The organism is Micromonospora craterilacus (assembly GCF_003236315.1).
GTDB classification, from domain to species: Bacteria; Actinomycetota; Actinomycetes; order Mycobacteriales; family Micromonosporaceae; genus Micromonospora; species Micromonospora craterilacus.
In genome coordinates this window covers 1-7,312 of record NZ_POTY01000303.1, presented here as the reverse complement: position 1 = coordinate 7,312, position 7,312 = coordinate 1, and the positions used below count along the sequence as shown (strand labels likewise).

7 protein-coding genes and 1 pseudogene are annotated in these 7,312 nt (G+C 73.5%); 5 read left to right on the top strand and 3 right to left on the bottom strand.

Going from position 1 to position 7,312, the window contains the following annotated elements; all coding sequences use genetic code 11:
• The first annotated feature begins 38 nt into the window (after window positions 1-38).
• The 4 genes from C1I95_RS30415 to C1I95_RS30400 all read left to right on the top strand — a co-directional run bounded on the left by C1I95_RS30415 (window position 39) and on the right by C1I95_RS30400 (window position 4,494).
• A complete protein-coding gene (locus C1I95_RS30415) occupies window positions 39-1,868 on the top strand; it encodes an AMP-dependent synthetase/ligase (protein WP_111219065.1) in 1,830 nt (609 codons plus the stop codon).
• A gap of 189 nt (window positions 1,869-2,057) precedes the next feature.
• Window positions 2,058-2,627: a hypothetical protein gene (locus C1I95_RS30410; RefSeq protein ID WP_111219063.1), complete on the top strand. Its 570-nt coding sequence runs from the start codon at window positions 2,058-2,060 to the stop codon at window positions 2,625-2,627.
• On the top strand, window positions 2,624-3,841 hold the full coding sequence (locus C1I95_RS30405) for a sensor histidine kinase (protein WP_111219061.1): 1,218 nt from the start codon (window positions 2,624-2,626) through the stop codon (window positions 3,839-3,841). Before C1I95_RS30410 ends, C1I95_RS30405 begins: the two co-directional genes overlap by 4 nt.
• Window positions 3,838-4,494 carry a response regulator gene (locus C1I95_RS30400; RefSeq protein ID WP_199523980.1) on the top strand — a complete coding sequence of 219 codons (657 nt, stop codon included), beginning with the start codon at window positions 3,838-3,840 and terminating at the stop codon, window positions 4,492-4,494. Before C1I95_RS30405 ends, C1I95_RS30400 begins: the two co-directional genes overlap by 4 nt.
• On the opposite strand, the gene C1I95_RS30395 is transcribed toward C1I95_RS30400, so the two are convergent.
• Genes C1I95_RS30395 through C1I95_RS30385 form a run of 3 tightly spaced genes read right to left on the bottom strand, consistent with a single transcriptional unit; the run spans window position 4,461 to window position 6,738 of the window.
• Window positions 4,461-5,204 (bottom strand): lysoplasmalogenase, encoded by a 744-nt coding sequence (locus C1I95_RS30395; RefSeq protein WP_111219059.1) that lies wholly within the window; start codon window positions 5,202-5,204, stop codon window positions 4,461-4,463. The genes C1I95_RS30400 and C1I95_RS30395 overlap by 34 nt on opposite strands.
• Window positions 5,201-6,025, bottom strand: coding sequence for a sterol desaturase family protein (locus tag C1I95_RS30390; RefSeq protein WP_111219057.1), 825 nt, complete (start codon window positions 6,023-6,025; stop codon window positions 5,201-5,203). Before C1I95_RS30390 ends, C1I95_RS30395 begins: the two co-directional genes overlap by 4 nt.
• Complete coding sequence (locus C1I95_RS30385; protein WP_111219055.1) at window positions 6,022-6,738, bottom strand: FadR/GntR family transcriptional regulator; 717 nt, start codon at window positions 6,736-6,738, stop codon at window positions 6,022-6,024. The genes C1I95_RS30390 and C1I95_RS30385 overlap by 4 nt, the downstream gene beginning before the upstream one ends.
• A gap of 197 nt (window positions 6,739-6,935) precedes the next feature.
• Here C1I95_RS30385 and C1I95_RS30380 point away from each other — a divergent pair.
• Window positions 6,936-7,312 (top strand): annotated as a pseudogene (locus C1I95_RS30380) (hypothetical protein); the annotation flags it as partial.

Sequence of the window (7,312 nt, the reverse complement as noted above, 5' to 3'; positions counted from 1 at the left end):
CTATCGGCGCGACGGGACACGACGGCAGGTGGGCGGGCGTGCGGGAGACAGCGGTTGAGCCGATCGTCGGCGGCGGTGACGCCAGCCTGGCCGAGCAGGTGTGGCGCAACGCGGCGGAGGATCCGGACGCGGTGCAGTTCATCCGCCCGGACCCGGACCCACGGTCGTGGCCGGTACGACGATCCGGTCGGGGCGGCTCGCTGCCGGTGACCTGCCGGCAGTTCCGCGACGACGTGCTGGCCCTGGCCCGCGGCTTCGTTGCCGCCGGGGTGGCCCACGGCGACCGGGTCGGGCTGCTCAGCCGCACCCGCTACGAGTGGACGCTGGTCGACTACGCGCTCTGGTCGATCGGCGCGGTCACCGTGCCGATCTACGACACCTCCAGCCTCGATCAGATCCACTGGATCCTCGGCGACTCCGGAGCGGTCGGCTGCGTGGTGGAGACCGCCGACCACGCCGCCACCGTGACCGGGATGCGCCCGGACCTGCCCGCGTTGCGGCAGACCTGGCGGATCGACGTCGGCGAACTCATCGAGCTGGCCGCCAAGGGCCGCGGCGTGGACAGCGCTGAGGTCGACGCCCGGCGGGCCGCGGTGACCGGCGCGGACATGGCCACGATCGTCTACACCAGCGGCACCACCGGCCCGCCGAAGGGCTGCGTGCTGACCCACCGCAACATCACCGCCGACGTCGGCAACGCCACCGCCGTGCTGCCGCAGGTGCTGCATCCGGGTGCGTCGACCGTGCTGTTCCTGCCGCTGGCACACGCCTTCGCCCGGCTGATCCAGGTCGGCATGGTGCACAACCGGGCCACGATGGTGCACAGCGCCGACGTCTCCGGAGTGCTCGACCAGCTGCGCCGGTTCCGGCCCACCTTCATCCTCGCCGTGCCCCGGATGTTCGAGAAGATGCACGACCAGGCCCGGCACATGGCCGAGGACTCGCACCGGGGGTGGCTGTTCAGCCTGGCCGAGCAGGTGGCCGTACGGTACAGCCGGGCCCAGGACCGGCCGCACGGCCCCGGAGTACCGCTGAGCCTGGCGCACCTGCTGTTCGACCTCGCGGCGTACCGGCAGTTGCGTGCCGCGCTCGGCGGGCGGTGCCGGATGGCCATCGTCGGTGGGGCGCCGCTGGGGGAGTGGCTCGGGCACTTCTTCCGCGGCGCGGGCATCACCGTGCTGGAGGGCTACGGCCTGACCGAGACCTCACCGGCGTTGGCCGCGAACCTGCCGACCGCGATGCGGATCGGCACGGTCGGCCGGCCGCTGCCCGGGGTGCGGATCCGCATCGCCGACGACGGGGAGGTGCTGGCCCGCGGCGACGTGGTGTTCCCCGGCTACTGGAACAACCCGGAGGCCACCCGGGCGGCGTTGGCCGACGGCGGGTGGTTGCACACCGGGGACCTCGGCCGCCTCGACGACGACGGGTTCCTGCGGATCACCGGCCGGACGAAGGAGATCATGGTCACGGCCGCGGGCAAGAACCTCGCGCCCGCGCCGATCGAGGAGCGCATCCGCGCGCATCCGCTGGTCAGCCAGTCGATGCTCGTCGCCGACGGCCGCCCGTACGTCGCCGCGCTGGTCACCGTCGACCCGCAGGCGTGGCAACGGTGGCGCGACGCGCACGGGCATCCCGGCGCGTCCCTGGCCAAGCTGCGCGACGACCCGCAGCTGCGCGACGAGATCCAGGGTGCGATCGACCAGGCCAACCGGACGGTCTCCCACGCGGAGCAGGTGAAGACCTTCCGGATCCTGTCCCGGGACCTCACCGAGGCCGACGGGGAACTCACCCCCACCCTCAAGATCAAGCGGGAGGCGGTGCAGGACCACTTCGCCGACGACATCGCCGCCCTGTATCGGGGCCACTGAGCCGCCCACCCCGCCCCGTTGCTTGTTAAGAAGGGGCCCTTCCTCTACGCGAGGCGTTAAGAAGGGGCCCTTCCTTACGTCGGTGCGGTTGTCAAGCGTCAGGCGGACGATCGGGGTGTATTTGGCCGACAGCTCTGCTGATCTTTTCGGCCTACCGTGCACGCACCCGTAGCCCCCGGAGGACCCCCCATGTGCGTCGACACGGCCAACCGCGCCGAGATCAGAGTCTCCATCCAGGACCGGCGTGCGCCGGACCGCGCCGCCGGTCACCTCGCCGTCGGTGTGCTGATCGACGGCGATCAGGTGCTCGTGCCCAACCCGTCCAAGCAGCTGCTCGACCCGCACGCCGACCTCGAGGTGGTGATCTTCCCGGCCAGCCTGGAGGAGCGGCTGCCGGTCGAGGTGGCGCCGGTGTGGAAGTGGCGTCGGTTCGCGCTGACCGACCAGGCGCCAGTGGCCGTCATCGCGTCCCTGGGCCGTACCTCCGGCTACAGCTCCCAGGTCGGACGGGCCGACTCGGCCGCCCTGGCCAAGGCGATCGAGGGCGCCGGCGGCGACCTGTGGGAGGCGTTGCGCCGGCTGGACATCGTCGCCGGCGATATCCACGTCGTCGACGACGACCTGCTGCGCCGTGCCGGCGAGCTGGAGCAGGCCCAGCGCGAACCGCGCCGAGCCGAGCACCGGTTCGGCTCGATGCGTGAGCTGACCGGTGGCTTCTGCATCCTGTTCTGCTTCTGCCAGCCGCACGGTCCACGATGACCGCCCCGGCCGTACCGCCGACCGGGCCGGCCCGCCGGGACGTCCCGGCCCGTCGCGACGTCCTGGTCGCCGCGGCGGTCTGGCTGCTCGACCTGGCGCTGTTCTCCACCGCCGGCACCGACCTCGCCCGCGCCGGCGGCCTGGGCGGCTCCACCGCCCTGCTGCTGGCGTTCGCGGTGCTCGGCCCGATCGCCCTGCTGTGGCGCCGCCGGGCGCCGGTCACCGTATTCGTGGTGGTCTGGGCCCTCGGTCTCGTCGGCACCGCCCTGGTGCCCGGCTACCAGCCGGTGCTCGGCGTGCTGGTCGCCCTCTTCGCCGTGGGCGCGTACGCGCCGGCCATCCGCGCCTGGGTCACCGTCCCAGCGCTGGCCCCGTACCTGGTCATCGCCGCCAACGAGGCGTGGCTGGCCGGTCGGGAGGACGCCGGCCGACGCACCGCCGTCTTCGTCGGCCTCGCCCTGGTCTACGCCCTGGTGGTCGGTGGCACCTGGGCGTTGGGCTGGTGGGCGGGCAGCAACCGACGCCGGCTCGCGGCTGCCGAGCGCCTCCGCGCCGTCGAGGCGGAACGCGCGGTGGCCGACGAACGGGCCCGCATCTCCCGGGAGCTGCACGACATCGTTGCGCACACGGTGACGGTGATGCTGTTGCAGGCCGGCGGCGCACGGCGCGTCCTGGCCACCGACCCGGACCGGGCCGGGCAGGCGTTGACCCACATCGAGCAGGCCGGCCGGCAGGCCGTCGAGGAACTGCGCCGGATGCTCACCGTGATCGCGCCCGGCGACCCCGCACCGGTCGACCCCCGGCACCCGGGCCCCGGCGACGTCGAGGAGCTGGTGGCCCGGATGAGCGCCAGCGGGCTGCGGGTGGAGTTCGCGGTCGACGGGCCGGCCCGACCGGTGGACCCGAGCGTGGGCCTGGCCGCCTACCGGACGGTCCAGGAGGCGTTGACCAACGTGGCCCGGTACGCCGGCCCGCAGGCCACCGCCACCGTCCGGTTGACCTGGGCCGACGAGCTGGAGGTGGAGGTGCGCGACACCGGCGGCGACGGCACCGCCGCCGGTGGTGCGCTGTCCACCGGGCGCGGGCTGGTCGGGCTGCGCGAGCGGGTCGCGGTCGCCGGCGGCGAGCTGACCACCGGGCCGGTGCCGGGGAAGGGCTTCCGGGTGTACGCCCGGCTGCCGCTGCCGCCCGTCGAGGTGGGGGTGCCGTCGTGATCCGGGTGGGGCTCGCCGACGACCAGCCGCTGGTGCGTTCCGGCATCGCCATGCTGCTTGCCGCCGAGAGGGACATCGCGGTGGTCGGCGAGTGCGCCGACGGTGCCGCCGCTGTCGAGCTGGCCCGCCGGGAGCGGCCCGACGTGGTGCTGATGGACGTGCGGATGCCGGGCACCGACGGGGTGACCGCCACCCGCGACATCACCGCCGAGGGGGCCGGGGTACGGGTGCTGGTCCTCACCACGTACCACGTGGACGACGCGGTCCGGGCGGCGTTGCGGGCGGGCGCCTCCGGCTTCCTGCTCAAGGACGCCGCGCCCGACGAGCTGACCATGGCGGTGCGGGCGGTGGCGGCCGGCGAGGCGTGGCTGGACCCGGCGGTCACCCGGTCGTTGCTGACCGAGTTCGCCGCGCTCGGCGACCATCGCCGGCCCGTCCCGGGCGAGCTGGGCCGGCTGACCGACCGGGAGCGGCAGGTGCTGGTGCAGATGGCGTACGGGCTGTCCAACGCGGAGATCGCCGCCCGCCTGCACATCGGTGACGCGACGGTGAAGACCCACGTCGGCCGGGTGCTGATGAAACTCGGGCTGCGCGACCGGGCCCAGGCCGTCGCCGCCGCCTACCGGGGCGGGCTCATGCCGCCCACTGGCTGACCGGCCGCACCGCCGGACCGGGTCGCCCACCCGGTGGTGATCAGCAGCAGGGCCGCGCTGTAGGTCGCCATCACCAGCACCCCGTGCCCGGGCGGCGTCGTCCCGGCCGCGCCGAGACCGATGAGCAGGTCGGAGAAGAGGAACAACGCGCCGCCGACCGCGACCCGGACGTTGACGCCGGTCGCGGCGGCGGCCATCAGGCTCAGGGCCAGGCTGTACCCGAGCACGGGCAGTCGCAGCGCGCCGAGCTGTGGCCACAACAGCGCGTTCGCCGCCACCCAGAGCAGCAGGTACCCGGCCATCGCCGCCAGCCGCGGCCGGCGGTGCCCGGCGAACGCGATGATCAACGCCAGCTGGGTGCCGAGGAAGCAGCCCATCCCGACCAGGAACGCGGTGTCTCCCGGCACCAGCAGCGCGATGTCCCCGGCGGTGGCGAAGACCAGCCCGACCGCGACCGGGTCGGCCCGCCGGCCCACCCGCCACAGCCACACCAGCAGCAGCGGCGCCAGCAGCGGCTTGGCCAGCCACTGCACCGGGGTCGCCGCGACGGCCACCGCGACCAGCTCGACCGCCGCCACCACGGCGAAGACCCACAGCAACGCGGTACCCGGCCAGCCCGGCCGCGTGGCGCCGCGCGCCGGCCGGCCCGGTGGCGTGGTGTCCGGCGTCGGCCGGTTCGGGGGTGTGGTGTTCTGCTCGGGCCGGGTCATCGGGCCGGCTGCCAGCCGGGGCGGCGCAGCAGGTAGCCGAGCCGGTGCCGCCAGGTGGTGGCGGTGCGCAGGTCGCGCCAGATCGCCGCGTACTCGTGGGTGGCCACCCGCAGCGGGTTGTAGCTGCCGACGTTCTTGGTCAGGCCGTACCGGACCGCCCCCTCCGGCTGGAAGGTGCCGAACAGGCGGTCCCAGATGATCAGGATGCCGCCGTAGTTGCGATCCAGGTACTCGGCGTTCGAACCGTGGTGCACCCGGTGGTGCGAGGGGGTGTTGAAGACCAACTCGATCGGCCGAGGCAACACGTTGATCCGCTCGGTGTGCAGGAAGAACTGGTACAGCAGGCTGATCGACTGCTGAAGGAAGATCATCCACGGCGGGATGCCGAGCAGCGCCAGGCCGAGCCAGAACGGCAGCGAGGTCATCGGTGTCCAGCTCTGCCGCAGCGCGGTGGAGAAGTTGAAGAGGACGCTGGAGTGGTGCACCACGTGCCCGGCCCAGAACAGCCGTACCTCGTGGTGCGCCCGGTGGAACCAGTAGTAGGCGAAGTTGTCGGCGAAGAACAGCAGCACCCACACCCACCAGTCGCCGGGGGAGAGCGTGAACGGCGAGACGGTGTACGCCGCGGCGTACAGGCCGATCGTGAGCAGCTTCCACCCCACGCCGATGACCTGGCTGCCGGCGCCCATGGTCAGGCTGGTGGCGGTGTCGCGGGCCTGGTAGCCACGCTCGGTGTCGTCGGGCGCGAACCGGTAGGACAGCGCCTCGACTGCGATGAGCAGCAGGAACGCCGGTACGGCGTACAGCACGGCGGGGATCATGCGCGACTGTCCTTTCTGGTGGGGGCGGTGAGGGGAGCCGTGAGCAGGGCACGGGCCTGCTCGGCGGCGTCGTCGGCCCGGCCCTCGGCGATGGCTTCGGCCAGCCGGCGGTGTCCGGCGACGTCGAGCAGTTCGGCGGCGCGCCGCTGCGGCGGCACCTTGCCCACCGCGAGGGCGCCGGCCACCAGGCTGTTGAAGGCCAGCACGTACGCGGTGTTGCCGCCGCCCCGCAGGATGTGCCGCCACAGCGCGATGTTGGCCTCGCCCATCGCCGGCAGGTCGGGGGCGAGGGCGGCGAAGTCCTCGGCGGCGCGGCGGATCTGCTCGCGTACCGCCTGGTCGGCGCGGTGGGCGCACAGCCGGGCCGCGTCGACGCCGATGCAGGCCCGCATGTCCATCATGTCGCGCAGCAGCGTGGTCACCGGGAGTACGTCGCCCGACTGCACCAGCGACAGGGCGAGGTCCAGCCCGGCGTGCACCCGCCAGTCCAGCACCCGGGTCGCGCCGCCCTGGCTGACCCGTACCAGGCCGAGCTGCTGGAGCCGGCGCAGCGCCTCGCGTACGGCGTGCCGGTTCACCTGGAACGCCGCCGCCAGTTCCCGCTCGCCGGGCAGGTTGTCGTCGGTCCGGTAGGTACCGCTGACGATCGCGTCGCGCAGCTGACCGAAGACGAGGTCGGACACGGAGGCGCGAGTGACGGGTACGAATGCCATGCCCGGCAGTGTGGACCAGCGCCCATCAACCCGTCAACTGGTTGGACCAGTCGCGCCGTTCTTCGGCCTCGCTGTCGTGGCGGGTCAGGTTTGCCGGCCGGCTTTTCTGCCCCCGACACGCCGTGCAGCCTGTGATCGGAAAGTTGCGGCGAGTAAGGTGCGATCGAATCTGGTGACGGTCGGTACAGGAGGCGCCGGTGGAGAGTCGACGGCCTGGCCGGCTGGTCCGCGTCGCGCTGCGGTTCGGATTCCTGACCGTGGTCGCCGGTGTCGCCTGGGCCGCCTACGACGTCGCCGTGGACCACCCGGCCCACGCCGCCGAGGCCCCGCCGGTGACCACACCGGACCGGCCGGTCAACCCGGCGACCGACCTGATCCGGGCCGTCCTCGCCCCCGTGGTCACCGCGGTCGCGCCCGGCCGACAGTCGAGCGACACGCTGCCGCCATCGGCGGGCGGCCCGGCCGGACACCCCGAGGTGTCCGAACCGTCGACGCCGACTCCGCCACCCGCCGACAGCCACCCGGTCGATCCACCCGCCGGTGGTACGCCCCCAGCCAAGCCGGCTCCGCCGCC

Coding starts and splice junctions, on each gene's coding strand:
- C1I95_RS30390 (WP_111219057.1), bottom strand. CDS start 6,025: ATGATCCCCGCCGTGCTGTACGCCGTACCGGCGTTCCTGCTGCTCATC.
- C1I95_RS30405 (WP_111219061.1), top strand. CDS start 2,624: ATGACCGCCCCGGCCGTACCGCCGACCGGGCCGGCCCGCCGGGACGTC.
- C1I95_RS30395 (WP_111219059.1), bottom strand. CDS start 5,204: ATGACCCGGCCCGAGCAGAACACCACACCCCCGAACCGGCCGACGCCG.
- C1I95_RS30385 (WP_111219055.1), bottom strand. CDS start 6,738: ATGGCATTCGTACCCGTCACTCGCGCCTCCGTGTCCGACCTCGTCTTC.
- C1I95_RS30410 (WP_111219063.1), top strand. CDS start 2,058: ATGTGCGTCGACACGGCCAACCGCGCCGAGATCAGAGTCTCCATCCAG.